This is a genomic window from Ohtaekwangia sp., from assembly GCF_036786105.1.
Lineage (GTDB): Bacteria > Bacteroidota > Bacteroidia > Cytophagales > Cyclobacteriaceae > Ohtaekwangia.
The window spans coordinates 31,903-33,281 of sequence record NZ_DAIQRQ010000010.1; the positions used below are offsets into that span (position 1 = coordinate 31,903).

The following is a 1,379-nucleotide window of genomic DNA, read 5'->3' on the forward strand; positions in this document are numbered from 1 at the left end:
TCGTTATTCATTACAGGTTAATCGTTATTCGTTAATCGTTACAGGTTAATCGTTAATCGATATTTCTTGTTCAATATTATTTTCAACTGCTCAGGCATCTATCAGCTCGAAGCTCCCGGCTGGCAGCCTACAAGAGCGCGCCGCGCTTGCCAAGTTCGATTACTTCCATATTCTTGATTTCCTTCTTTACAAGTTCGAACCGCATAAGGGTTTTTATCGCGTGAAATCCATGATTGCCGGCAGCACCGGGATTCAGGTATAACATGTTGTTAAAAGCAGGGTCGCGCTTTACTCTCAAAATATGCGAGTGACCACAGATAAATATATCAGGAGGTTGTTGCTTCAATAATTTTTTTACACGTGGATTATAGTTAGGTGGTGCGCCACCAATGTGCGTCATCCAGATTATGAACCCTTCACAGGTAAAGTGCAAGTCTTCCGGGTATAGTGCTTGCAGCGACTTGTCATCAATGTTGCCGAATACAGCGCGCAGTGGTTTGAATTTGTCCAACGCATCAGTGACAGAACGATCTCCAATATCGCCTGCGTGCCATATTTCATCACAGTCGCGGAAGTAATCAAATACCTTTGGATCAAGAAAACTATGTGTGTCTGAGAGCAATCCGATTTTCATGCTCAAAAATGTTAACAAAATTTAAATAAGCATGAACAACGAACTTCTTATATTGGATGCATTCAAAGAAGTACGATTAACCTCACGTCTAACGTAATACATGTATGGCAAAGAAAATAGGAATACTCGGATCAGGTCAAGTAGGGCAGGTGCTTGCCAACGGCTTCATCAAACACGGATATACTGTTATGATCGGTACAAGCAATCCATCCAAGCTCAGTGATTGGAAACAGAAAGCAGGTGCTAATGCACACATCGGAAGTTTTTCTGAAGCAGCAGCCTTTGGCGATATAGTTGTGTTGGCCGTAAAAGGCGATGCAGCAATGACATTGATAGGGCAGGTTGCCTCTGCATTGCATGGTAAAACGGTGCTTGATACCACCAATCCGATAGCAGAAGTTCCACCTCACCAGGGCGTGCTGAAATTCTTTACCACGCTTGATGACTCGCTGATGGAGCGCTTGCAAAAGAAAGCACCTACTGTAAATTTTGTAAAAGCCTTTAACAGCGTGGGAAGCGCACGCATGGTTAATCCATCTTTCCAGGAAGGAAAACCAACCATGTTTATTTGTGGCGATAACGATGCAGCTAAAAAAGAAGCAACACTCATTCTTGACCAATTCGGCTGGGATGTAGCCGACTTTGGTAAAGCGGAATCCGCACGTGCCATCGAACCACTTTGTATACTGTGGTGCATCCCCGGCTTCCTGAATAACCAGTGGACGCATGCGTTTAAGCTGGTGAG

2 protein-coding genes are annotated in these 1,379 nt (G+C 44.0%); one reads left to right on the forward strand and one right to left on the reverse strand.

The genetic code is table 11. The features are described 5' to 3' along the window. Positions 1–127 precede the first annotated feature (127 nt). Positions 128–634 (reverse strand): metallophosphoesterase family protein, encoded by a 507-nt coding sequence (locus V7Q33_RS07035; RefSeq protein WP_331978139.1) that lies wholly within the window; start codon positions 632–634, stop codon positions 128–130. Between the two features lie 104 nt (positions 635–738). Here V7Q33_RS07035 and V7Q33_RS07040 point away from each other — a divergent pair. After that, positions 739–1,379, forward strand: a 641-nt coding sequence (locus V7Q33_RS07040; RefSeq protein ID WP_333819375.1) for an NADPH-dependent F420 reductase, incomplete at its 3' end; no start/stop codon positions are given.